At 63.1% G+C, this 24,001-nt stretch carries 21 protein-coding genes and 1 tRNA gene; 8 read left to right on the top strand and 14 right to left on the bottom strand.

Features of this window, described 5'->3' with window-relative positions:
- The first annotated feature begins 3 nt into the window (after positions 1-3).
- The gene (locus tag MFF34_RS09985; RefSeq protein WP_099452760.1) at positions 4-519 is read left to right on the top strand and encodes a DUF3299 domain-containing protein; all 516 of its coding nucleotides are present in this window, start codon (positions 4-6) and stop codon (positions 517-519) included.
- 109 nt (positions 520-628) lie between these two features.
- On the top strand, positions 629-1,312 hold the full coding sequence (locus MFF34_RS09980; RefSeq protein WP_010951793.1) for an OmpW family protein: 684 nt from the start codon (positions 629-631) through the stop codon (positions 1,310-1,312).
- Here MFF34_RS09980 and MFF34_RS09975 read toward each other — a convergent pair.
- The gene (locus MFF34_RS09975) at positions 1,300-2,523 is read right to left on the bottom strand and encodes an MFS transporter (RefSeq protein WP_238212922.1); all 1,224 of its coding nucleotides are present in this window, start codon (positions 2,521-2,523) and stop codon (positions 1,300-1,302) included. The two genes, MFF34_RS09980 and MFF34_RS09975, sit on opposite strands and share 13 nt — an antisense overlap.
- Before the next feature lie 98 nt (positions 2,524-2,621).
- Here MFF34_RS09975 and MFF34_RS09970 point away from each other — a divergent pair, with 98 nt between their 5' ends.
- Positions 2,622-3,065: a helix-turn-helix domain-containing protein gene (locus MFF34_RS09970; protein ID WP_238212921.1), complete on the top strand. Its 444-nt coding sequence runs from the start codon at positions 2,622-2,624 to the stop codon at positions 3,063-3,065.
- Between the two features lie 157 nt (positions 3,066-3,222).
- Here MFF34_RS09970 and MFF34_RS09965 read toward each other — a convergent pair whose 3' ends face one another.
- Together MFF34_RS09965 and MFF34_RS09960 are read right to left on the bottom strand one after the other, a co-directional pair.
- Entirely contained in the window at positions 3,223-4,155 is a 933-nt protein-coding gene (locus MFF34_RS09965) for an NAD-dependent epimerase/dehydratase family protein (RefSeq protein WP_238212920.1), read from the bottom strand.
- Positions 4,148-5,032, bottom strand: coding sequence for a sugar nucleotide-binding protein (locus MFF34_RS09960; protein WP_033694227.1), 885 nt, complete (start codon positions 5,030-5,032; stop codon positions 4,148-4,150). The genes MFF34_RS09965 and MFF34_RS09960 overlap by 8 nt, the downstream gene beginning before the upstream one ends.
- 122 nt (positions 5,033-5,154) lie before the next feature.
- Between MFF34_RS09960 and MFF34_RS09955 the strand changes: the two genes are divergently transcribed.
- Complete coding sequence (locus tag MFF34_RS09955) at positions 5,155-5,415, top strand: hypothetical protein (RefSeq protein ID WP_238212919.1); 261 nt, start codon at positions 5,155-5,157, stop codon at positions 5,413-5,415.
- Positions 5,416-5,501: 86 nt separating this feature from the next.
- Entirely contained in the window at positions 5,502-6,320 is an 819-nt protein-coding gene (locus MFF34_RS09950) for a TSUP family transporter (protein ID WP_238212918.1), read from the top strand.
- A 27-nt stretch (positions 6,321-6,347) separates the two neighbouring features.
- Here the strand turns inward: MFF34_RS09950 and MFF34_RS09945 are convergent, their stop codons facing one another.
- A complete protein-coding gene (locus MFF34_RS09945; RefSeq protein ID WP_027594892.1) occupies positions 6,348-7,157 on the bottom strand; it encodes a helix-turn-helix transcriptional regulator in 810 nt (269 codons plus the stop codon).
- 175 nt (positions 7,158-7,332) lie between these two features.
- On the opposite strand from MFF34_RS09945, the gene MFF34_RS09940 reads away from it, so the two are divergent.
- Both MFF34_RS09940 and MFF34_RS09935 read left to right on the top strand, forming a co-directional pair.
- The gene (locus tag MFF34_RS09940) at positions 7,333-8,775 is read left to right on the top strand and encodes a sodium:alanine symporter family protein (RefSeq protein ID WP_027594891.1); all 1,443 of its coding nucleotides are present in this window, start codon (positions 7,333-7,335) and stop codon (positions 8,773-8,775) included.
- Between the two features lie 72 nt (positions 8,776-8,847).
- Positions 8,848-9,837: an asparaginase gene (locus MFF34_RS09935; protein ID WP_238212900.1), complete on the top strand. Its 990-nt coding sequence runs from the start codon at positions 8,848-8,850 to the stop codon at positions 9,835-9,837.
- Positions 9,838-9,962: 125 nt separating this feature from the next.
- On the opposite strand, the gene MFF34_RS09930 is transcribed toward MFF34_RS09935, so the two are convergent.
- From MFF34_RS09930 to MFF34_RS09885, 10 genes are all read right to left on the bottom strand, one after another.
- Positions 9,963-10,058: transfer RNA gene (locus MFF34_RS09930), tRNA-Sec, on the bottom strand.
- Positions 10,059-10,064: 6 nt separating this feature from the next.
- Complete coding sequence (gene selB, locus MFF34_RS09925) at positions 10,065-11,987, bottom strand: selenocysteine-specific translation elongation factor (RefSeq protein ID WP_238212899.1); 1,923 nt, start codon at positions 11,985-11,987, stop codon at positions 10,065-10,067.
- A complete protein-coding gene (gene selA, locus MFF34_RS09920) occupies positions 11,984-13,411 on the bottom strand; it encodes an L-seryl-tRNA(Sec) selenium transferase (RefSeq protein ID WP_238212889.1) in 1,428 nt (475 codons plus the stop codon). The genes selB and selA overlap by 4 nt, the downstream gene beginning before the upstream one ends.
- A gap of 155 nt (positions 13,412-13,566) precedes the next feature.
- Positions 13,567-14,493: a formate dehydrogenase accessory protein FdhE gene (fdhE, locus tag MFF34_RS09915; protein WP_238212886.1), complete on the bottom strand. Its 927-nt coding sequence runs from the start codon at positions 14,491-14,493 to the stop codon at positions 13,567-13,569.
- Between the two features lie 4 nt (positions 14,494-14,497).
- Positions 14,498-15,154, bottom strand: a complete 657-nt coding sequence (locus MFF34_RS09910; RefSeq protein ID WP_099428202.1) for a formate dehydrogenase subunit gamma — start codon at positions 15,152-15,154, stop codon at positions 14,498-14,500.
- Positions 15,151-16,101 carry a formate dehydrogenase subunit beta gene (gene fdxH / locus MFF34_RS09905; RefSeq protein ID WP_027594885.1) on the bottom strand — a complete coding sequence of 317 codons (951 nt, stop codon included), beginning with the start codon at positions 16,099-16,101 and terminating at the stop codon, positions 15,151-15,153. The genes MFF34_RS09910 and fdxH overlap by 4 nt, the downstream gene beginning before the upstream one ends.
- Positions 16,101-19,169, bottom strand: coding sequence for a formate dehydrogenase-N subunit alpha (fdnG, locus tag MFF34_RS09900; RefSeq protein ID WP_238212884.1), 3,069 nt, complete (start codon positions 19,167-19,169; stop codon positions 16,101-16,103). The genes fdxH and fdnG overlap by 1 nt, the downstream gene beginning before the upstream one ends.
- Positions 19,170-19,438: 269 nt before the next feature.
- Positions 19,439-20,212 carry an SDR family NAD(P)-dependent oxidoreductase gene (locus MFF34_RS09895; protein WP_027594882.1) on the bottom strand — a complete coding sequence of 258 codons (774 nt, stop codon included), beginning with the start codon at positions 20,210-20,212 and terminating at the stop codon, positions 19,439-19,441.
- A gap of 22 nt (positions 20,213-20,234) precedes the next feature.
- Positions 20,235-21,020 carry a TSUP family transporter gene (locus tag MFF34_RS09890; RefSeq protein WP_027594881.1) on the bottom strand — a complete coding sequence of 262 codons (786 nt, stop codon included), beginning with the start codon at positions 21,018-21,020 and terminating at the stop codon, positions 20,235-20,237.
- 31 nt (positions 21,021-21,051) lie between these two features.
- A complete protein-coding gene (locus tag MFF34_RS09885; protein WP_027594880.1) occupies positions 21,052-22,077 on the bottom strand; it encodes a TauD/TfdA family dioxygenase in 1,026 nt (341 codons plus the stop codon).
- A gap of 442 nt (positions 22,078-22,519) precedes the next feature.
- On the opposite strand from MFF34_RS09885, the gene MFF34_RS09880 reads away from it, so the two are divergent.
- Positions 22,520-23,914 carry a PLP-dependent aminotransferase family protein gene (locus tag MFF34_RS09880; protein WP_238212876.1) on the top strand — a complete coding sequence of 465 codons (1,395 nt, stop codon included), beginning with the start codon at positions 22,520-22,522 and terminating at the stop codon, positions 23,912-23,914.
- Positions 23,915-24,001 lie beyond the last annotated feature (87 nt).

Raw genomic sequence — 24,001 nt, 5'->3', positions numbered from 1 at the left:
GCCATGCTCCGCGCGCTTCTGTTATCACTGGTAGTACTCGCCGCCCCCACCTGGGCGGCCGAACCCCGCGAACTCGACTGGCCTGCATTGATCCCGGAAGGCGCCCCTGTCATCCCGCCGCAACTGGCTCCGCTGCACGACCTGTCACAGCTGAGCGACGCTCTGGCCGCCGAATCGGCGCCCGCCGCCCGCCAGCAGGCGCCGGATGCCCCGGTGGTGAAAAGCCTGGATGGCCAGCAGATCAAGCTGCCCGGCTACATCGTGCCGCTGGAGGTCAGCGAAGAAGGCCGCACCACCGAATTCCTCTTGGTGCCCTACTACGGCGCTTGCATCCACGTGCCGCCACCACCCTCGAACCAGATCGTGCACATCTTCAGCGAGATGGGCGTGCGCGTCGAAGACCTGTATCAGCCCTACTGGATCGAGGGAAAGATGCAGGTGAGCGCCTCCAGCAGCGAACTGGCCGACGCCGGATACCAGATGGAAGCCGAGAAAATATACGCTTATGAGCTGAAGTGAGAACTGTTTCGAATTCGTTCCGACGCTTCTTTGAGCTGGGTCAAACTTTCGGTTTAGACGCATCCGTACCATTGGACTACTCAATTACTAATGTCCTCTGGGAGCTTCCATGAACAAGTCCTTGCTCGGCGCCTCGCTTGTGGCCCTTGCGCTCGCCGCCCCTGCCGCCCACGCCTATCAGGCAGGCGATATGATCCTGCGCGCCGGTGCCATCACTACCGCACCGAACGAAAGCAGCGGCGACCTCAAGTTCGACGGCAACAAGGTGTCGGGCACCAAGGCGACCCTGGACAGCGACACCCAGCTGGGCCTGACCTTCGCCTACATGCTCACCGACCACATCGGCCTGGAGCTGCTGGCGGCCACCCCGTTCAAGCACACCGTGGGCGTCAAGGGCTTGGGCGGCGGCCTGGACGGCAAGCTGGCCGACATCAAGCAACTGCCACCGACCCTGTCGCTGCAGTACTACCCGATGGAGCCGAACTCCCGCTTCCAGCCATATGCCGGCGTGGGCATCAACTACACCCTGTTCTTCGATGAAGACCTGAGCAGCGCGCGTAAAGAACAAGGCTTCAGCAACCTGAAGCTGCAGGATTCGGTCGGCATCGCTGGCCAACTGGGCATGGACTACATGCTCACCGACAACCTGCTGGTCAACGCCTCGGTCTGGTACGTCGACATCGACACCAAGGCCAGCGTCAACGGCCCGACCGCGCTGGGCTACAGCAAGACCAAGGTCGACGTCGACGTCGACCCGTGGGTCTACATGGTCGGCCTTGGCTACAAGTTCTGATCCCTGGCAGGGAGGGCGGCCATTGCCGCGCTCCCTGTTTTTGCCCCCAGCCAGCAACCCAAGGCTGTCGCACTGATCCCCGCCCCCAGCACGCACACCGCCGCCCACCCCCATCGGGCATAGACCCAGGTCGCCAGCACCGCGCCCAACCCGCTACCCAGTGAATAGCAACACATGTAGGCGCCAATCAGGCGGCTCGCCTGTGCGCTGCGCCCGGCCAGCAACAGGCTCTGATTGGTGACATGCACGGCCTGCACCGCAAAATCGAGCAACACCACCCCCACTAGAAACGCCAGCAGCGAATGCTCGACGAACGCCGTCGGCAGCCACGACACCGTCAGTACCGCCAGGGCGAACCCGGTGGTGCGCTCGCCGCGGCCTTGATCGGCCAACCGGCCGGCCCGGGAAGCAGCAACCGCGCCCGCCACGCCGGCCAGGCCAATCAGGCCGACCTGGGTGTGGCTGAGCGCCAACGGCGAAGCGCTCAGCGGCAGCACCATCGCGCTCCACAGCACGCTGAAGGCGGCAAAGATCAACAGGCCGTATAACCCGCGTCGGCGCAGGGCAGGGTCTTCCTTGAACAACGCCCAAAGGGAGCCCGTCAGTGCCAGGTAACCGAGGCTCTGCGCCGCCGGCCGGGCACCCGGCATGCCGCGCCAGAGCAGGCAGGCCATCAGCATCAGTACCCCAGCGGCGGCAAAATAGACGACACGCCAGCCCGCCATGTCGGCGACGAAGCCAGACACCAGCCGCGCCAGCAGAATGCCCAGCACCACCCCACTGGTGACCGTGCCCACCGCCTGCCCCTGCTGTGCGGGGGTGGCCAGGGTGGCGGCATGCGCCACCATCACCTGCACCATAACGGCCATCAACCCGACCAGCGCCAGCGCCATCAGCAGCACCGCCCAGTCCCAGGCCATGCCTACCGCCATCAGGGCCAGGGCCGAAACCCACAACTGGCCGACGATCAGGCGCTTGCGGTCGATCAGGTCGCCTAGCGGCACGATCAGTAGCAAGCCCAGCGCATAACCGGCCTGGGTGGCGCCGACCACCCAGCCTATGCGCTGCTGCCCTACCCCCAGGTCCCGCGCCATGGACTCGAGCAAGGGCTGGGCGATGTACACCGTGGCGACTGCAATGCCGCAGGTCAGGGCCAGTAACAGGGTCATCGCGCGGGTCAGGCGGGGTTGTGTAGCGTTCGGGGTGTGCATGGCGTATCCCTTCAATCTGGTTTCAAATTAAAACCACATATGGATTTCTAGCAAATGTGGTTTTAATCTGCAACCAGAACCCTTGAGAGAGCCGCACGATGCTCGACGAAAAGAACGGACAATGCCCGGTAGCCCGGGCCCTTGAAGTATTGGGTGATCGCTGGGCGCTGATGATCCTGCGCGACGCCTTCGATGGCTTGCGCCGCTTCAGTGAGTTTCAGAAGAACCTCGGGCTGGCCAAGAACATCCTGGCCTCAAGGCTCAAGTTACTGGTGGAGAGTGGGCTGTTGGCGTTGCAGCCGGCATCGGATGGCAGTGCCTACAAAGAGTATGTGCTGACCGAAAAAGGGCGTTCGGTGTTTCCACTGGTGATCGCCTTGCGCCAGTGGGGGGAGCAGTTCTTGTTCGAGGCGGGAGAAACGCGATCGGCGTTGCTGGACCGCGCCACAGGGGAAACGCTCGAGACCCTGCAAGTGCGCGCTCGGGATGGGCGGGTGTTGGGGCCTGATGATTGCCAGCGCACGGTGGTGCGGCACGGTTGAGCCCGGCGCCACGTGGCTGGCAAGCCAAGACTCCTGTAGGAGCAGCCTTGTGCTGCGAAGAGGCCGGTGGCAACAGTGAAAATCTACTGTGTTGCCACCGGCCTCTTCGCAGCGCAAGGCTGCTCCTACAGGACGGCGTGCGTTGCCGAGCCTGCGGTCAGGGCTTGCCGAGCAAGCGGGACAAGCCCTCGACCAATGGCGTTGGCGCCGGGAAATCGAAGCGTGTCAGCAAACGCTGGTTATCTGCCCGCGAATGGCGAATGTCGCCCGAGCGGGCTGGGCCATAGCTGATCGCTGGCAAGCTGCCGATTACCTTTTCCAGGGCCGTCAACAGCTGGTTGAGCGAAGTCGCCTGGTTCAGGCCGATGTTCACCGCGCCCTCCTCAACCTGCTGCTGCTCCAGCGCCTGGATCATCACCTGCACCAGGTCCCCTACATAAAGGAAATCCCGGGTCTGCTCACCATCCCCGAACACCGTGATCGGCAGCCCTTGGGTGGCACGCTCGCTGAAGATGCTGATCACGCCCGAATACGGCGAGGAAGGGTCCTGGCGCGGGCCGAAGATATTGAAGAAGCGGAACACCACCGGCTCCAGACCATGCTGGCGGCGGTAGAAATCCAGGTACTGCTCGCTGGCCAGCTTATCCACAGCGTAAGGGGTCAACGGCGCTTTCGGTGTTTCTTCAGCAATCGACTCGCCTTCGCCGTTGTTGCCATACACCGCAGCACTGGAGGCGAACAGCACCCGACGCACGCCGTGCAGGCGCATGGCTTCGCAGACATTCAGGGTGCCGATGAAATTGCTCTGGTGAGTCTTTACCGGATCCTCGACAGAAGCCTGCACCGACGCCACGGCCGCCAGGTGCACCACCGCAGCACAACCAGCGGCCGCACGGCTGACCAACCCGGCATCGGCGACATCGCCTTCGATCAGTTCCAGGCGTGGGTGGGTAATCTGCAGGTTGTCCCGCTTGCCAGTGGACAGGTCGTCGAGAATGCGTACGGCGTAACCTTTGGCCAACAGCGCATCGCACAGGTGAGAGCCGATGAAGCCGGCACCGCCGGTGATCAGGATGGGGGCATCAGCCATGGCGGTAGAAACGGTCCAGTAGGGGCGGCAGGCCGGCGCGCCAGGCGCGGGGCTTGATACCGAAGGTGTGAAGGATTTTCTTGCAGGCCAGCACGGCGTGCTGGGGCTCTTCGCTGGCGTCCGGCCGCGCGGCATGGGCCTGTGGCGTGGGCGCCTGCACCGCCAGCTGACGGTACTGGCCAGCCTCGGTCAAAATCGCCTGCCCCAGCGCCAGTGGCGTGGTCGCTTCGTTGCCGGCGTAATGGTAGGTGCCCCACAGCGGCGCGCTGCAATCGAGCTGCTTGAGCACCGACAGAATCACCCGGGCAGCGTCATCGACCGGCGTCGGGTTGCCGCGGCGGTCATCTGCCAGCAGCAATTCCTGGGGTTGTTCGGCGCGGGTCAGAAAACGGCCCAGTGCACCGTCGACGCTTTCATCGAGCAGCCAGCCAAAGCGCAGCAGCACATGTTGCGGGCACGCCGCCCGCACGCTCTGCTCGATGCGCCACAGGGCCTGGCCACGCAGGCCGAGCGGCACCGGCTCGTCTTTCTCGCTGTAGGCCGTGGCCCGCGACCCGTCGAAAACCCGGTAGCTCGAAGGCTGCACCAAGGTGATCTGGTGGTGCTGGCACAACTCTGCCAGCCGCTCCACCGCCCGCTCTTGCTGAGCCAGGCGTTGTTCGCTGACCGACTCGGCCTGGAACCAGTCGAAGTAATAGGCCAGGTTGACCAAGGCATTGGGGCGGTGATCGTCGAGCAGCTGAGTGAGGCTGGCCGGGTCCCAGCCGTTCTCCGGCGGGCGCGGTGCCAGGAATGCAATGTCCTCTTCAGCCCCGAGACGAATCAGCGCTTGCCCGAGGGCATTGCCACCACCCAACAGCATTAGGCGCATACGCATAGAGTCAGCAGATCCGGAGAGGTTGATTGAGGGAAAGGGGTCATTTTGCGGTTTCCGGGCGGGGAAGTCCAACCCTAGGCTGGGATGAACTTGCACAGCCCATTCCTACCACTGCATGAGAAATGCCCTACACAGCGCATGAGCCTGGTCCTGCATCACAACTGAAAAAAGCCTGGCTTAATAATTCGCAGATCCAGAAAAAACCCGACAAAACCTACATACAAGAAAAAACAATGACAGGACGTTATCGCGAAACCTTGCCTGAAATACTGCACTTTCGATTCCACCTGCAGTTCGATCAGCACCCTGATTTAACACTGCGATACGGCAGTTACCAGTTCGCCCTTCTTCATAAGGCCTGCGAGTCCAAACAGCGCTGCTGACCAACAACAGCCAGACGCTTCACGCACCTGAAATCATCCAGGATAACCGGCGCCTATTGGTACGCTTGGTTGCAAGGAGGCACCGAGTGGAAGTTGAAGTTTCTGCACTGATAATTCTCGCGGTTGTCGCATTACTCGCTGGTTTTTTTGATGCCATTGCAGGGGGCGGGGGAATGCTAACGCTGCCCGCGCTGTTCATCGCAGGCATTGACCCACTGGCTGCAATGGCCACCAACAAACTGCAAGCGTCGTCGGCAAGCGTTTCTGCAGTGTGGGCATTTGCACGCAAGCGCATGATTGATTGGCGAGCTGGCTTGCCCATGGCCATTCTGTCATTTGCAGGCGGTGCGGCGGGCGCATTATCGATCAGCCTGCTCGACAGAGCATTTCTGCAAGCATGCGTACCTGTCTTGTTGATCGCAGTCGCTGGCTACTTCGCACTCAGCCCCAAGCTCAACGAGCAAGAACGCAAACGTAGAGTATCGACAGCCTGCTTCGCGGCAACGATTGTGCCGCTGATCGGTTTCTATGATGGGATCTTTGGCCCAGGCACCGGCTCATTTTTCATGGTTGCGTTCACTGTATTGCTCGGGCAGAACATCTTGCAGGCGGTATGCAACAGCAAGTTGCTCAACGCATCCTGCAACCTGGGAGCACTATCGGTGTTCGTGCTGAGTGACTCGATCATCTGGCACTTGGCACTGACAATGGCAGCATGCGCCATCATCGGTGCACAAGCAGGCGCGCGCTGCGCGCTGCACTTCGGGCCTCGCCTGATCAAACCCTTGCTGATTACAGTGTGCTGCCTGATGGCAACCAAGCTCCTGCTCAGCGATAACAACCCAATCGGAGAATGGGTCTGGCAATGCTGGATACAGCTCATCAGTCCAGGGCAGGTGTCTTAAACGCTGCTTTAAGTAGCGAGCGAGAGGTTACTCGATCTCGAACAAGCCATTACTCAACGGCCCCACACTCAACCGCTCGCGCACGTCGTCATCGATACGCGGGTCATCCGGCCGGTACAGCTTGACCTGGCGATAGGCATTGATGCGGTTGATCTCTTCGCCCAGGTACTCCCACACCACTCGGGTGCAGGCCGGGTTGCGTCGGTCGCCGCTGGAAACGCCGGTCTTCAGGCCGTTCAGGCGGGTGATGCGGCTCTTGAAGCTGGGGATGAGGATGGTCTGGCTCATCTCGTTAAGGGTCAGCGACTCGTAGTCGATCAGGAACATCCGGTCCTGCAACTGAAACGCCGCGCCCAAGTAGCGGCAACGCACCTCGGCATGCAGGTCAGTGGCACTGCTGCGCTCCTGACGCTCCTGGCGCTCGAACAGGAAGCGGCCGCGCTCTTCACGCAGGTGCACCAGCGACAGCAGGATCGACCCCGGTACCGACATGCAGTTGGAGTACTCGAAGTAATAGCCGCAGTAGCGCGATAGGTTGCCCGCGTGCTCGTGCAAGGGGCGGAACAACTCGCTGATCGGGTCGCTTGGCTGTTCAGCCACCGCCGACACACGGGCGCCAATCAGCCGAGCGAACTGCTCGGGCGGCTGGTTTAGCTCGTAATCCTCGACACCGAAGAAATCGCCGATGCGTTTGAGGTTGAAAGCCGTCGGACGGCTCTGGCCGCTGAGGTACTTGTTGAACTGCGCGCGATTGATCGACAGCTGTCGGCAAACTTCCGAGATAGAGCGGTAGTGGCTGCAGGCCAGTTTGAGGTTGGTAGCGAAATGATCGCTCATGTTCAGAATCCAGGTGACGCGAATGGCGCAAGTGTAGCATCAAGTCGCATCAAGTCAGAGCAACCCGCGAAATTGTAACCACTCTTGTCATAGCCAAACATGCGCCCCAACGATAGCGGTGCGCCTGCCGTCCGCTGGTCATTCCACACGAAGAATAAGAATCGAGGTCATTTTAATGCTCGAAGTACTCAACGATTTCCTTTCAGGGAAACTCCTCATCGTGTTGATCGTCGGTCTCGGCGGTTACTTCACCATCCGCTCGCGGTTCGTCCAGTTCCGCCATTTTGCCCACATGTTCGGTGTGTTCAAGGAATCGCTGCGTGGCCAGGCAGGCCAGCTGAGCTCCTTCCAGGCCCTGATGCTGAGCCTCGCCGGCCGCGTTGGCGCCGGTAACATCGCCGGTGTTGGCATTGCCGTGACCCTGGGCGGCCCAGGCGCGGTCTTCTGGATGTGGGTCACCGCGCTGGTGGGCATGTCCAGCAGCTTCTTCGAATGCACGCTGGCCCAGGTCTACAAACGCGCAGACGGTGACGGCCTGTACCGTGGTGGCCCGGCTTACTACATCCAGCACGGCCTGAAGCGCAAGAACATGGCCATCGTGTTCTCGATCCTGCTGCTGGTCACCTACGGCTTCGCCTTCATTGGCCTGCAGTCGTACACCGTGACCCACTCGCTGCAGAACGCCTTTGCCTTCGACCCTAAGCACACCGGTATCGTCCTGGCCGTGCTGCTGGCCATCACCTTCCTCGGTGGCATCAAGCGCATCGCCGCCGTGTCTGACCTGTTGGTACCGGTCAAGACGCTGGCCTACATCGGCGTGACGCTGTACGTGATCGGCACCCAGATCGAGCACGTGCCAGCCATGCTGGAAACCATCTTCAAGAGCGCCTTCGGCCTCGACCCTGCGTTCGGCGGCCTGCTGGGCAGTGCCATCGTCATGGGCGTGAAGCGTGGCGTATTCGCCAACGAAGCGGGCCTGGGCAGTGCGCCCAACGTCGCTGCCGTGGCGGCCGTGAAGCACCCGGGCGCGCAAGGCGTGGTCCAGGCGTTCAGCGTATTCCTCGACACCTTCGTGATCTGCACCTGCACCGCGCTGCTGATCCTGCTGTCGGGCTTCTACACCCCAGGCTTCGAAGGTGACGGCATCGTCCTGACCCAAAACTCGCTGGCCGCCGTGGTCGGTGACTGGGGGCGCCTGTTCGTCAGCGTCGCGCTGTCGCTGTTCGTCTTCACCTGCATCCTCTACAACTACTACTTGGGCGAAAACAGCCTGCAGTTCCTGACCCGCAACCGTGCCGTGCTGATGCTGTTCCGCGGCCTGGTGCTGGCGCTGGTGGTGTGGGGCTCGATGCAGGACCTGTCGACCGTGTTCGCCTTCGCCGACATCACCATGACCTGCCTGGCCTTCGTCAACCTGGTTGCCCTGGCCCTGCTGTTCAAGGTCGGCCTGCGGGTGATGCGCGACTACGATGATCAGCGCAAGGCTGGCATCAAGCAGCCAGTGTTCGATTCGGCCAAGTTTGCCGACCTGGACCTGGACCGCAATGCCTGGCCTGCCAATACGCAAGCCGAAACAGCCGCTGACAAAGCCGTGGGCCAAGCCCAGCTTCAGCGCTGATATCCTGCCCTGCCCAGCCGCCCCACCTGCGGGCGGCTTTTCTTTCTCCGCTTACCGCCTCGGATGATCTCCATGCGCGCAGTAAAGAATCTTCTCGTCCTCTACACCGGCGGCACCATCGGCATGCTCGAAACCCCAGAAGGCCTGGCGCCAGCGGGTGGTTTCGAGGCGCGGATGCGCGAGCATTTCGCCCAGATGGCCGATGCACCCCAACTGCACTGGACACTGCAGGAAATGAACCCGCTGCTCGACAGCGCCAACATGCAGCAGCACAACTGGCTGGCCATGCGCGATGCCATCGTCGAGGCGGTGGACGTTGCCGGCCATGATGCGGTGCTGGTCCTGCATGGCACCGACACCTTGGCTCACAGCGCCGCGGCGTTGTCGTTCCTGCTGCTTGGCTTGCCGGTGCCGGTGCTGTTGACCGGCTCGATGTTGCCGGCCGGTGCACCGGGCAGCGATGCCTGGGACAACCTGTGCGGCGCCCTGCGCCAGTTCGAGCAAGGCCTGGAAGACGGCGTGCAGCTGTACTTCCACGGGCAGTTGCTGCACGGCTGCCGGGCCTCGAAACTGCGCAGCGAGGCCTTCGATGCCTTTGCCGCGCTGCCGCGCCATCGCGACGGTGAGCGTGCCACCACCCTGCCCGCCAAGCTTGGCTACCAGCACCCGCGCCAGCCGGTCAACCTGGCGGTGATGCCGGTGTTCCCTGGCTTGCAGGCCGGGCATCTGCGGGCAGTGCTCGACAGCGGCGTGCAAGGTTTGCTGCTGGAGTGCTACGGCAGCGGCACAGGGCCCTCGGATGACCAGGCATTGCTGGACGTACTGCAAGCGGCGCGTCAGCGGGGTGTTGTGCTGGTTGCGATCAGCCAGTGCCCAGAAGGGTCGGTGGTGTTCGATACCTATGCGGCGGGTAACCGCCTGCGTGGCGCTGGGCTGGTCAGTGGCAGCGGCATGACCCGTGAGGCAGCGTTGGGCAAACTGTTTGCGCTGCTGGGGGCTGGGTTGGGTGCAGAAGCTGCAGAGCAGTGGTTTGCGCTGGATCTGTGTGGAGAGCGGGCTTAAGCGTCGCGCTTTCGGGCCTCTTCGCGGGTAAACCCGCTCCCACAGGTACTGCTCACGTCTCAAGAACTGTAAAGCCCCTGTGGGAGCGGGTTTACCCGCGAAGAGGCCCTAAAGGGAGAAGTTAATGGCGGAAGGCAGCGGGAGTCGAACCTGCCCGGGAACGGCTGCCGTCCCCAACCGGGTTTGAAGCCCGGCCGCGCCACCGGGCGCGATTGCCTTCCTTGAACTCAGTGCCTGGCCTGCTGCTGGGCCAGGGCGCTGTCGGCGCGGATGTAACGCTGGTCGGCCACCCGGCGGGTCAGGCCGATGCGGTCGAAATACTCAAGAATCTGCACACTGCGCTTGCGACCGATGCCCAACATATCGCGAAACGCAGCCACCTGCACTACCGGCGCGTCACTCACCTGGGCAAGCAGCAGCGCGGCCATGCGCTGTACCGTCGCAGCCGGGTAGAACAGGTCCCGCACCACCTGGTGCACCAGGCCCAGCCTGGCCAGCTTGCGCATCAGCAAGCGCACATCCGTTTCGGCGCAGCCCAATTCACTGGCCAGCGTCCGCACCCACGGCGGGTCGTACTGCCCTTCCAGCAAGCGGGGTTCCAACCGCGCCCATAGCGCGTTATCGGCCTCACTCAATTGCACCTTGTGATCGGGCAGGTGCAACCACGGGCCGCTGCTGGCAACCTGCCCCTCATCAAGCAATTCATCCAGCAGGCTGACAAACGCCGGACGCTCCAGCGGCAAGGCAGCAAAGCGCCGTAAACGGTCGCGGTCCGGGCCGAGCTGGTCGGGCTCCTGCTGATGAAACAGTGCCAGCCGCTCCAGCACCTGCTGCTTCAACGCATCCCACGTCGCACGAGCAAATAGCAACGGCCCCTGGCGTGTGGCAATCACTAGAACATTCGCGGGCAACTGCCAGCTCGCACGCAGGCGGTTGAACTGCCGCTCCAGCCGCTGCGGGTCGAGCCCTGCGGGCGCGGCATCCAACAAGGCGGGTAACGCTTGCTCCAGGCCCTCGGCATCACGCAGCACCTGCAACTGGCGCAGCCGCGCCTCGCTGCGACGCTGCCGACTGGGCGCAAACGGGTCAAGCACCCAGCCGCCCCCCAGCGTGCGCTGGGCGCGCTGGTCGCGCAGCACCAGCCGGTCGCCATGCACGGCCTGCAGCGGCGCGTTGAGTAGCAACTGGGCAAACATGCGCTGGCCGGCCAGCAGTGCCTCACCTTCGAGCAGCGCCACGCGGGCGGTCACATCCTGAGTGCCCAGGTGGACATGCACAGCGCTGAAATGCTCGAACGGGCGGGTTTCCCCCGCCAGCAACGTCAGCTCGATATCGACCCGAACGCTGGGTGCGTGCAGCCATTCGGGCACCAGCCAGTCACCCCGGTGTACCTGTTCGACAGCCAACCGTTCGGCAGCGATGTTCAGCGCCACCCGCTGGCCCGCTTCGGCCATCAGCGCGGCCTGGCTCTGGGCATGCAGGCCGCGCACCCGCACGGGTTTGCCAGCCTTGCCCAACAACAGGGTGTCACCCGCACTGACCTGGCCGGCCAATGCCGTGCCAGTGACCACCACGCCGGCGCCAGACACCGCGAAGGCGCGGTCGATGGCCAGGCGAAAACCGCCGCGCACACTGCGCTGCCGCACCCGCCCTTGCGCCCGCAGCAGTGCTTGGCGCAATGCCTCCACACCCTCGCCTGTGATGCTCGACAGTGCAAACTGCGAGGCCCCCACATACGGCCCCGGCGCCAGCAGCGCGGCGATCTGCGCGTGCACTTCGGCCAGGCGCGCCGGCGCTACCCGGTCGCATTTGCTGACCGCCACTAACGCCTGAGGAATGCCCAGCAACTCGATGATCGCCAGGTGCTCGCGGGTTTGCGGCATGACGCCGTCGTCCGCAGCCACCACCAGCAACACCAGGTCGATGCCGTGCGCCCCTGCCAGCATGTTGTGGATAAAACGCTCATGGCCCGGCACATCGATGAAACCGGTCAGTGGCGCACCTTCGGCCAGTGCGGCATAGCGATAGCCGAGGTCGATGGTCATGCCGCGCTCGCGTTCTTCCTGACGGTGGTCGCCAGCCTGCCCGGTCAAGGCCTGCAGCAGCGCCGTCTTGCCGTGGTCGATATGGCCAGCGGTACCGACGATCACTGCACCGGCCCCAGTTGCAGGGCAGGCAGCTGCGCCAGCCACTGGGCTTCATCGTCCAGCTGGCGCAGGTCGAGCCACAGCGCATCGTCGTCGATACGCCCCAGCACCGGTACCGGTAACTCGCGCAAGGCGCGCTCCAGCACATGCAGGCTGCGCCCGCGCAGCTTCTTCGACACCTGCGGGCGCAGGCACAACGCGGCGCTGGGCAGGCGCGCCACCGGCTGGCTGCCGCTGCCAATCATGCCCAGTGCCGGTTCCACACTGACCGCCCATTGCCCATCGAGGCGGGCTTTGAGTTCGGGCGCCAGGCGCTCGGCCTGGGCCTGGATCTCGGCCTGGCTGCGGGTCAGCAGGCGCAGGCTGGGCAGGCGCTCGGCCAGCCGGTCCGGGTTGCGGTACAGCGCCAGCACCGCTTCAAGGGCGGCGAGGGTGATCTTGTCGACGCGCAGTGCACGTTTGAGGGGGTTCTTCTTGATCTTGGCGATCAGGCCCTTGCGCCCGACGATGATCCCGGCTTGTGGCCCGCCAAGCAGCTTGTCGCCGCTGAAGGTGACGATATCGGCGCCATCTGCCAGTGCCTGGCGCACGGTCGGTTCGGCGGGCAGGCCCCAGCGGGTAAGGTCAAGCAAACTGCCGCTGCCCAGGTCTTCGAGCAGCGGCAGTTCATGTTGATGGGCAATGCGCGCCAGCTCGGCGGTAGGCACCTGGGTCGTGAAGCCCTGGATGCTGTAGTTGCTGCAGTGCACGCGCATCAGCAGGCCGGTGCGCGGGCCGATGGCGGCCTCGTAGTCGCGCGCATGGGTGCGGTTGGTGGTCCCGATCTCGTGCAGCCGTACGCCTGCACGGGCCATGATGTCGGGGATGCGAAAGGCCCCGCCGATCTCGATCAGCTCGCCTCGGGAGATGATGCCCTCCTTGCGCGCGCCCAGGCTGTTCAGCGCCAGCAGCACCGCTGCGGCATTGTTGTTGACCACGGTAACGGCTTCGGCACCGGTCAATTCGCGGATCAGGCCTTCGATCAGGTCGTCACGGTCGCCGCGCTTGCCGGTGGCCAGGTCGAACTCCAGGTTGAGCGGGTAACGGGCGGCGGTCTGCATAGCGTCGATGGCCTCTTCCGGCAACAGGGCGCGGCCGAGGTTGGTGTGCAGCACGGTGCCGGTGAGGTTGAACACCCGGCGGACCTGGCTGCGTTGCTGGGTAGCCAGGCGCTCGCCAGTGCGGCCGAGCAGTACCTCTGCGGCCAACTCGGCGACGCTGAGTTGGCCCAGATGGGCGGGCTCGCGCAGGTCGTCGAGCAGTTGGCGCAGGGTGGCGAGCACAGCGTCGCGGCCGTGGCGGTCGATCAGCGGGAGGCAGGCCGGGTGACGCAGGAGGGTGTCGATGGAAGGCAGGCGTGGGGTGTCGTTGGCGAGGCTTGAAGACATCAGGTACTACCTTCAGCTAATCCGTTGTCTGTTCTGGCCCTTTCGCGGGGCAAGCCCGCTCCCACAGGTACTTCGCTGTATTCGGAACCAGCAAGTTCTCTGTGGGAGCGGGCTTGCCCCGCGAAGGGCGCGACTCGATCTTGCAGTGTAGACACTCACCCGCCGCCCGGCGCCAGCAGCAGGTTTGGCGCCAGGCGATGAAACCCTTCCTCATCCAGCCGGATATCCAGCGCCAGGCTGGCCAGGTCATCGGCCAGCGGCTCGGCAGCGGCATCGTTCTCCAGATAATGCTGCTTCAGGTAGGTGTTGCACCCCGGACAACACTCAGCCTGCAACGGCGCCTTGCCCGGCGCATGGCGATCATCCTCGAGGCTGGTATAGCGCAGGTCCTTGCTCGACTCGCAGTACACGCACTTGACCCGCACCACATGCCACTCGCAGGCACACAACGAGCAGGCCAGGTAACGCAGGCCGTTATGCTTGCCACGGTTACGCACCACACCGGCCAACGCCGGCGACCCGCAGGCCGGGCACTGGGCCAGGCTGCCCGCCGGCTTGAGTTCGCAGGCCGGCAGCGCCAGCAGCCAATAGGACCAGGCGGCTTGCAGCGCCGCGCCCAGAAACGGCACAAACGCGGCCGGCACGGCATCGAACTGCCCTGCTAGCAACGCGATACCCCAACCCTTGCGCTGGCCGTCGTCACTGTTGCGCAGTGCCTGCAGCGCTTCGGCCAACGGCCCTTTGGCCGCTTCACCGAACTGATCGAGCAACGCCTGCAGCCAGACCAGCCACGGCCCTTCGCGCACCAGGCTGTCGGCTGCCAGCGGCGGCAGCCCATGACTTATGCACAGGCGCTGGCGGTCTTCGGCCACAGGCAAAGCACCAGGCGGGTTATCCACAAGCCTCTGCTGGATGTGGCACAGCCGCGCGATCAGCCACAGGTAATCGCCAAGGGCATTACCTTCAGCGAGTAGCTCCAGCCGCTCGGCACGCAGGGCGAACAAGCCCTTGGGTGGCAGGTGCAAAAAGGGAGGCGCCACCGCCGAGGCCTCGATCTGCCCGGGTACGAGTATCGTACTCATGTACTCATCCTTCTTTACGTCCGTGATCACCCGGGGGCTTGTCGCCGGTCACCTCGCGGTACCACAGCTCATGATGTTTGCGGGCCCAGGCGCGGCTGACCCAGCCATGCAGCATGGCGCCAATGGAGCCCTTGATCCAGATACCGGCGTAGATGTGCACAATGATGCTAAGGATGAGCACAAAACCCGCCAGCGCATGCAGCAAGGTAGCCAGGCGAATGGAGCCGATATCGAAGAAATGGCTGAAGTACGCGCGCCAGATGACCACACCGCTCAGCAACAGCACCAGCATGCACAGCAGCAGCGTCCAGAACAGCAGCTTCTGCCCGGCGTTGTACTTGCCAATGGGCGGCACGCCGTCTTCACGGTTGACCATCACCCGGTCGATGCGGCGCAGCCACAGGCGGTCGTTGGCGGTGATGAAGTTGGCGCGCCAGAAACGCACCACCAGGCCGAGGAAGAACACGAACATGGCCACGCCCATGAACGGGTGCAGGATGCGTGTCCACGGCCCACCGCCGAACAGGTGGCTTAGCCAGAACAGTGCCGGATGGAACAGCGCCAGCCCAGACAGCCCGGCCATGAAAAACAGAATGGCGACAATCCAGTGGTTGGTCCGCTCGTTGGCGTTGTAACGCAGGATAGGCTTGTTGTGGTTCATGGCCGTTGCTCCCCTTGCCCACCGGGCTGCTTCGGATCGTACACATGCACCGCAGGGTCCACCTGGTGCACGCTGTCATCAGGCGGCGTGGGGTGCTCGTCCTCTTCGACCCGCTGCGGGCCAACCCGCACATAGTGGAAGAACCCAGCCAGCACCGCCGCGCCCATGGCCAGCAGCGCCAGCGGCTTGGTGAAGCCCTTCCACAAGCCTACCAGCGGGCTGATCACCGGCTGGTCCGGCAGGCCGGCGTACAGCCGAGGGGTGTCGGCATGGTGCAACACGTACATCACGTGGGTGCCGCCGACGCCGTCCGGGTCGTACAGCCCGGCGTTGTCGTAGCCACGTGACTTGAGGTCGACGATGCGCTCGGCGGCATGCACCTTCATCTCGTCCTTGCTGCCGAAAACGATCGCCCCGGTCGGGCAGGTTTTCACGCAGGCCGGCTCCAGCCCCACGCTGACCCGGTCGGAACACAGCGTGCACTTGTATGCCTTGTGGTCCTTCTGCGATATGCGCGGGATGTTGAACGGGCAGCCGGTGATGCAGTAGCCGCAACCGATGCAGTGGTCCTGGTTGAAATCGACGATACCGTTGGCGTGCTTGATGATCGCCCCCGGGCTCGGGCAGGCTTTAAGGCAACCGGGGTCGGCGCAGTGCATGCAGCCATCCTTGCGGATCAGCCACTCCAGGTTGCCGTCGTCGCGCTCGTGCTCGGTGAAGCGCATCAGGGTCCAGGTCTCGGCTGTGAGGTCCTGGGGGTTGTCGTAGGTGCCGTGGTTGTGGCCAACCTCGTCACGCAGCTCGTTCCACTCCGAACACGCCACCTGGCAGGCCTTGCAGCCGATGCATTTGGTGGTGTCGATCAGCTTGGCGACTTCCTCCTGCTGGCGTACCGAAGGCGGCACGGTGGTGGTGGCCGAGCGGGCGATGATGTCTTGGCTGGCCATCAGAGTTTCTCCACTTTGACGAGGAACGACTTGGACTCCGGCGTCTGGGTGTTGCCATCACCCAGGAACGGCACCAGGGTGTTGGTCAGGTAGCCGTGCCGGGTCGCCCCGGTGAAGCCCCAGTGCAGCGGGATGCCGATCTGGTGCACGGTCTGGTTGTTGACCTGCAGCGGGCGAATCCGCTTGGTCACCACCGCCACCGCGTCGATATGCCCGCGCTTGCTAGACACCCGCACCCGGTCACCTGCCTTGATGCCCTTCTCGTTCGCCAGCACCTCGCCGATCTCGACGAACTGCTCGGGCTGGGCGATCGCGTTGAGCCGGCAATGCTTGCTCCAAAAGTGGAAGTGCTCGGTCAGCCGGTAGGTGGTCGCCGCGTAAGGGAATTCATCATGGGTGCCGAGGCTGTCCCACACCGAATCGAAGATGCGCCCGGCCGGGTTGCTGGTGGCCTTCTTGTTCTGCGGGTGCAGTGGGTTGATGCCGATCGGCGTTTCGAACGGCTCGTAGTGCTCGGGGAACGGGCCTTCGGCCATCTTGTCGATCGCAAAGAACCGCGCCACGCCCTCGGGGTTCATGATGAACGGGTTCATCCCGGCTTCCGGTGGCGAGTCGACCTTGAAGTCGGGCACATCGGTACCGGTCCAGGCTTTGCCGTTCCACCACACCAAGCGTTTTTTCTCTGGGTCCCATGGCTTGCCTTGCGGGTCGCTGGAGGCACGGTTGTAGAGGATGCGGCGGTTGGCCGGCCAGGCCCAGGCCCAGTTCTGCACCTGGTGCATGCCGTACGGGTCGCTGTTGTCGCGGCGTGCCATCTGGTTGCCTTGCTCGGTCCAGCAGCCGGCGAAAATCCAGCAACCCGAAGCGGTACTGCCGTCGTCCTTGAGCTGGCCGAAGCCCGACAACTGTTGCCCGCCCTTGAGCACCGCGCCGGTCGGGTCGGTGACGTCGGTTACCGCCCAGCCGTTCATTTCCTTGGCCAGCTCCTCCGGGGACGGCTCTTCAGGGACCTTGTACGGCCAGCTGATGTTCATCAGCGCATCGGGGTAAGCGCCGCCCTCGGCCTGGTAGCGTTGGCGCAGGCGCAAGAACAGCTCGCTCATGATGTGCACGTCGGTGCGGGTCTGGCCCGGGCCGTCGGCACCTTTCCAGTGCCATTGCAGCCAGCGGCTGCTGTTGACCAGCGAGCCGTCCTCCTCGGCAAAACAAGTGGTCGGCAGGCGGATCACTTCGGTCTGGATAGTGGCCGTGTCGACGTCGTTGAACGGCCCGGCATTACGCCAGAACTCCGAGGTTTCGGTGGCCAGCGGGTCCATGATCACCAGCCACTTGAGCTTGCCTAGCGCGGCGGTGACACGGTTCTTGTCCGGCAGCGCGGCAATCGGGTTGAAGCCTTGGCAGATGTAGCCGTTGACCTTGCCCTGGCCCATCATCTCGAACATGCGCAGCACGTCGTAGGCCGGCACATCGAGCTTGGGTAGCCAGTCGTAGCCCCAGTTGTTTTCCGCCGTGGCATTGGCGCCATACCAGGCCTTCATCAGGCTGACGTGGAACTTGCCGTAATTCTGCCAGTAGGACAGCTGCCCAGGGCGCAGCGGCTTGGAAGCACGTTTGTCGATGAACGCGGCGTAGTCTTGCTCGGCATCACCGGCCAGGGTCAGGTAACCCGGCAGCGAGTTGGACAGCAGGCCGAGGTCGGTCAGGCCTTGGATATTGGAGTGCCCACGCAAGGCGTTGACCCCACCACCCGGCATGCCGACGTTACCCAGCAACAGCTGCACCATCGCCGCACTGCGGATGATCTGCGCGCCGATCGAGTGCTGGGTCCAGCCCAGTGCGTAGAGAATCGTCATGGTCTTGCCCGGTACCGAGCAGGTGGCGATCTCTTCCCAAATTTTCATCATGGCGTCCTGCGGCATGCCACAGGTCATGCTGGCCAGCTCCGGGGTGTAGCGGCTGTAGTGCTGTTTCATCAGCTGGAACACGCAACGCGGGTGCTGCAAGGTCGGGTCGACATTGGCAAAGCCGTCCTCACCCAGCTCGTAGCCCCAACCGGACTTGTCGGCGTACACGCGCTTGGCCGCGTCGTAGCCGCTGAACAGCCCGTCCTCGAAGCCATAGCCTTCTTTGACGATGAACGACACGTCGGTGTAGTTGCGCACGTATTCGTGCTGGATCTTGTCGGTGCTCAGCAGGTAATTGATCAGCCCGCCCATGAAGGCGATGTCGCTGCCGGTGCGGATGGGCGCGTAGTAGTCCGCCACCGAGGCGGTACGGGTAAACCGCGGGTCGACCACGATCAGCCGCGCCTTGTTGTGCGCCTTGGCTTCGGTCACCCATTTGAAGCCGCACGGATGCGCTTCTGCTGCGTTGCCCCCCATCACCAGGACCAGATTCGCGTTGGCGATATCGGACCAGTGGTTGGTCATGGCACCACGGCCGTACGTCGGGGCAAGACTTGCCACCGTCGGGCCATGTCAGACACGTGCTTGGTTATCGAACCCCAGCATGCCTGTTGCACGAACAACCTTGTGGGTCAGGTAGCCGGCCTCGCTGGAGGCGGCGGAGGCGGCGAGAAAACCGGTGGTAAGCCAGCGGTTGACGGTTTGCCCCTGGGCGTTCTTCTCGATGAAGTTGGCATCGCGGTCCTGCTTCATCAGGTCGGCGACGCGGTCGAGCGCCTCGTCCCACTCCACCCGGACCCACTCCTTGCTGCCCGGCTTGCGCACCTCGGGGTACTGCAGGCGGCTTGGGCTGTGGATAAAGTCCAGAAGGCCCGCGCCTTTCGGGCACAGGGTGCCGCGGTTGACCGGGTGGTCGGCGTCGCCTTCGATATGGATGATGTTCTGTTTGACGTTCTTGCCCGCATCACCCTGGCTGTACATGATCAGGCCGCAGCCGACCGAGCAGTAGGGGCAGGTGTTGCGGGTCTCTTTGGTGTGCGCCAGCTTGAAGTGACGCACCTGCTCGGCGAAGGCCGGCGTCGGGGCCATGCCCAACGCCGCCAGGCTCGAGCCTCCAAGGCCGACAGCGGCGACCTTGAAGAACTGCCGACGGTTGAGGTCCATCGTGCACTCCTGATCAGGTGGTGGACGCGCGGAACATGGCCGGCGCCTCTTGGTAATCACGGTGGCGGGTTTTTGATGGCCGCCGATAGGTAAGACTAGTCAAGAATCGGGAAGGTGCTATGACAGGGGTCAGGGGGGGATCGGTGTGGAGGCTGACAGGTGCTCGCCATAACATCTCCAGCGGCTGTGAGATCGAGCGCCGCCCGCGCGGCGCTCCATCTCACAGGCGCTGAAGCTGGTGTGTCGAACACCCTGCGCGCGCCCCTCTATCAAGCAGCGCCCAACGGCCTGGGCAGATTACGCACCACATTCAGCGCCGCACTGCTCTGCGCCACCGGCATGATTTCGAGGGTGTTGATATTCACATGCGCGGGCTGCTCCGCGATCCACGCCACCGTAGCCGCGATATCCTCCGGCAGGATGGCTTCCACGTCGCGGTACAGCGCCTCCACCGCGTCCAGGTCGCCCTTCAGGCGCACCACCGAAAAGTCGGTGCCCGAGCACAGGCCCGGCTCGATATTGCTCACCCGCACGCGGGTACCGGCCAGGTCGGCACGCAAGTTGAGGCTGAACTGGCGCACGAATGCCTTGCTGGCGCCATACACGTTGCCGCCTGGATAGGGATAGGTGCCGGCAATCGAGCCGATGTTGATGATCATCCCGCTGTCTGCTTCCACCATCTGCGGCAGGATCTTGTGGGTGACCATGGCCAGCCCGGTGATGTTTGTATCGATCATCCGCTGCCAATTCTCGGCGCTGCTGGCCTGGGCGCGATCGACCCCAAGCGCCAGCCCGGCGTTGTTGACCAACAGATCGATTTGCAGCGAGGCATCACGAATCTGCTCGACAGCCGTTTCAAGCGACGCAGGGTCGGTGACATCCAGCGCCAAGGGGATGAAGTTGACCCCCAGCTCACCCTCCAGCGCCTGCAGTTTGTCCATGCGCCGGGCGCCACCGATCACGCGGTAGCCCTTGGCAATCAACGTACGGCAGATGGCTCGGCCAAACCCCGAGGAGGCGCCGGTTACGAATGCGGTTTTCATCAGTTATCTCCGAGTAGGTAGGTCAAACCAGGTACTTCACGCCCAGGCTGGTGAACAGGCACAGCATCGAGAACACCAACACTTTGCGCACCACGTCGTTGCCTTTGCGCAAGGCCAGGGCACTGCCCATGTGGTTGCCGAGAATGTTGCAGGCCACCAGTGGCAGGGCCAGCAGGTACACAACCTTGCCGGCCATGATGAACGCCACCAGCGCGCCGATGTTGGAGGCGAAGTTGAAGGTCTTGGAGTTGGCCGAGCTGGAGACCAGGTCCATGCGCAGCAGGTAATGGAAAGCGATGATGAACATGCTGCCGGTGCCTGGGCCGAAGAAGCCGTCATAGAAGCCGATGGTCAGGCAGGTCAACGGCACCACGGTGTAGAGCGTGCGCGGGGACAGTTCGCGCTCCTCGACCGGGCGGTCTTTGGGGGTGAGGAAGATCAGGATGCCGAACGGGATCAAAGCCAGAATGATCTTGCCCACGGTCTCCTGGGAGATCGACACGATCAGGTGCGCCCCCAGATAAGCACCGAGCAACGAGAACGGCACCCCGACCAGCGCCACCTTCCAAACCATCTTGCTGTTGGCCAGAAAGTTACGGATGGCGGCCAGCGTGCCGAGTGTGCTCACCAGTTTTTCTTGCCCGAGAGCCACCTGGGGCGGCATGCCCACTAACAGAAACCCAGGGACCAGGAACAACCCGCCGCCACCGGCAATGCTGTCGACGAAGCCTGCAATGAACGCGATCGCCCCCAGCATCAGGATCGCCAGCAGCCAGTGTTCCGCCCAGAAAGCGCCTAACAGTTCCATATCGTTACTTCCATCGAGTCGTTGAGAAAGATCAGGAGCGCACTTCGTAGAGGTGGTCCGCACGGGCAAAATGCACACGGTTCAGGTCGTTGACCGCGAACAGGCGCAACAGCCAGCGGTCGGCACCGTCGTTCTGCGGCTCGAAGCCATCACGGGCATGCAACACACGCTGATTCTTGAAAATCATGAAGTCGCCCGGCAGCAGCAGGTGTGGCTCGTCGAAGCGGCGGGTCTCCAGCACACCGCGCAAGCTGGCCAGGGCTTGCTCGGCACGCAGGTTCAGGCCGTGGGTGTTCTCGCTGTCGAAACGGCACAACCACTCGCCGGCATTGCCATGCGCCAGCACGGGCAACTCGGCGGTGCATCGCCGATTGGCGGTAAACGAGTCGGGGCGGCGGATTTCGAACTGTGGCAGGCAAAGCTCACGCACGGTGGCCGACGGCAGCGCCGCCACTACCGCATCGAGGTTGACCAGCGTTGTGCTGATGCGCGGGTCGCAGCGCATGCCAAAGAACGACAGGTATTCCGGGCAGCAGGAGGCCGTGCCGAGTGGTTCGGATGACAGCGGCAGGTCGGGGTTGTCGACGTGGTAGGAAAAACGCAGCCGCGAACCGTGGGAGCTCTTGTGGCTGGATGAAGTGCGTGCCGGAATGACATGGCGGAACAGCCGGCCGTCGTTCTCCCCCTCATAAACGATCGGGTTGATGCCCATCAGGCTCTGCATGGTCAGGCTGACCAAGCAGGCAATCGGCGTGCTGCGCGGGCTGAGCACACCCGAGTACGGCGTAGGAGGTACGTCACGGTCGCGTGGGCAATTGCGCACGATCATGCTGGTCAGTTGCGGGTCTTCGACGAAACCACGAATCTGCTGGCACAGTGCGTTGCCCAGCACCTCCTGCGCCTGATCCTTGAGCTGAGGGTAGAGCTCTTTGCTGGTTTCAAAATCGAGGGGGGTATTGTTCAGCAAGATTTGCCAGGCACTTGAGGTTACCCAAGGCAGGCGGATCTCCAGTGAAGTCTGAGGCTCGGCTCCTTGTTGCAGGTGTGCGCTTTCCATTTCGAGTGATATTCCATTGAGCTAGCTTGAGGCCATTCGGTGTCGTGCTAAGCCGGGCAGAGGCGGCAGACGTTGTCTTTTTTTGAAGCCGTTCACAGCTGTGCGATGAGATAAGTGGAGCCAGGGCGGCACCCCGCAAATTGCATCGACTCAATCATTGTAATTACAAAAATAGAATCGACTCAATTTATTTCGGCATAGCGTGAGCACATCGATTGCATCGATTCAATCAACTTATTGATTTCAAAAGATTTCTGGAAAAACCACTGAATTCCCTGAAGCAGTTCGCCGAGCGCTGCCGAAGCTGAAGGACCTTCAGTCGCTCATCTCGCCGGCAAAAGCCAGCTCAATCGATGTAATTTGCCTACAAGAAAACACAATTACTCCTATCAGACCTTTCGTGCTAGGCTTCCGCGTTCTTGCAGCCTTTGGTGCCATTTCTATGTGGGTTCCTCACTACAGCGACCTGGCGCAGCCGGTCTATCTGATGATCGCCGACGCCCTTGAACAGGACATCGGCAGCGGCCGACTGACCGCTGGCGATCGCCTGCCGACCCTCAAGGACTTGGCCGAATCATTGAACGTGACGCCTGGCACCATTGGGCGCGCCTATGACGAAGCCGCCAAACGGGGCCTGGTGGTGGGCGAGGTCGGCCGCGGCACCTTTGTGTTGCAGCAACGCCCGGCGCATGCGCCAGCCTCGGCAGCACGCCCCATGCCTGCGCCAGCCGAGCGCGAGAGTGGCCAGATCGACCTTTCGATCATCAAACCCAATGACGCGCACATGACCGACTGGTTGCGCGGGGCAATAAACGAACTGGCAGCATCTCCCGACCTGGCCCAGGTGCTCGATTACGTCACCGAGGGTGGTCACGCGACGCATAAGCAGGCCGGTGCGGCCTGGATTCAACGCTGGCTACCCGAAGCGAACTGGCAGCAGGTGGTGCTGACCTCGGGCGCCCAACACGGGCTGCTGGTGGCCATCAGCAGTTTGTCCAAGAACGATGACGTCATCCTGTGCGAGTCATTCTGCTACCCGGGCATCATTTCCCTGGCGCACAGCATGGGGCGCCGCCTGCGCGGCGTGGCCATGGACGAGCACGGTTTAATTCCCGAGGCCTTGCGCGCGGCGTGCCTGGAGCACCGCCCTTCCCTGCTGGTGTGCGTGACCACCCACCAGAACCCGACCAACTCGATCATGCCCCACGCACGCCGTGAAGCCATCGCCGAGATCGCCCGCGAGTTCGACCTGTTCATCGTCGATGACGATATCTATGGCTTCCTTGAACCGGCCCCTGATTACAAACCGTTGGCGGCCTATGCCCCAGAGCGCTCGGTGTACCTGACCAGTTTGTCCAAAAGCGTGCTCCCCGCGCTGCGGATCGGTTACCTCTATGCCCCGCCCCAAACCCTTTCGCGGCTCTCATCGATGGTGCGCAGCAGCGTCTGGATGCCCTCGCCGTTGATGGCGCAACTGGCCAGCAACCTGATCAACAGCGGCATGGCCGACCAACTGGTGCAGGTACAGCAGGACGAAGCGGCCGCGCGCCAGCAAATGGCCCGCGAGATCCTGGGTAAGTACAAGGTCCGCAGCCAGCCCAACAGTTTCCATCTTTGGCTGGAGTTGCCCGAGCCGTGGACCAGCGACGAATTTGCCAACCTGGCGCGCAACAATGGCGTCACCGTGGTCAGTGGCAGTCAGTTCCTGCCGGAGCGCAGCGCTGCCACCTGCGGCGTGCGTATCGCACTGATGACGCCAAGCCGCGCGGAGTTGGGCTTTGCTCTGACCAAGCTGGTCAGCTTGCTGGATTCGCCGGAGCCGCGGCTTTTTTACTAAGTTTTTGTACGAAAAGTATGGTCATCCATTACCGAGGGCCTATGGAAGTGGTTCCACAAACAAGGTGACATGAATGATCTGAAGGGG

Origin of the sequence: Pseudomonas sp. PAGU 2196, assembly GCF_022179005.1 — a bacterium.
GTDB lineage: Bacteria > Pseudomonadota > Gammaproteobacteria > Pseudomonadales > Pseudomonadaceae > Aquipseudomonas > Aquipseudomonas kermanshahensis.
The sequence above is the reverse complement of the archived record's forward strand: the minus strand, read 5'-3'. Positions and strand labels throughout refer to the sequence as shown.